This window comes from Bradyrhizobium sp. 14AA (assembly GCF_054185205.1).
Map to the genome: position 1 here is coordinate 1 of NZ_JAVAYM010000220.1, position 254 is coordinate 254.

At 66.1% G+C, this 254-nt stretch carries 1 protein-coding gene; it reads right to left on the minus strand.

The window, feature by feature from the left end; genetic code table 11:
- Window positions 1–254, minus strand: a 254-nt coding sequence (locus tag RAD15_RS44085) for an alcohol dehydrogenase catalytic domain-containing protein (protein ID WP_458184909.1), incomplete at both ends; no start/stop codon positions are given.

Consider the following 254-nt stretch of genomic DNA (forward strand, 5'->3'; position numbering starts at 1 on the left):
GCAGCCGAGGCAATGACATATTCGGCGAAACCGCCGTTCACGCTATAGCCGGTATTGTGCTGGTGCTCGCACAACGTCTCCCAGCCGGTCTCGCAATACTCGCACGACATGCAGGCATCGTGCAGCCTGAACGGCGGGACCGGCTTCACCGGCCAGTCGCCCGAGGCGGCGTGCAGATCGGTGTGGCAGACGCCGCAGGCCTTCACCTTGACCAGGACCTCGCCGGGACCGGGCTGCGGAACCGGCACCTCCTC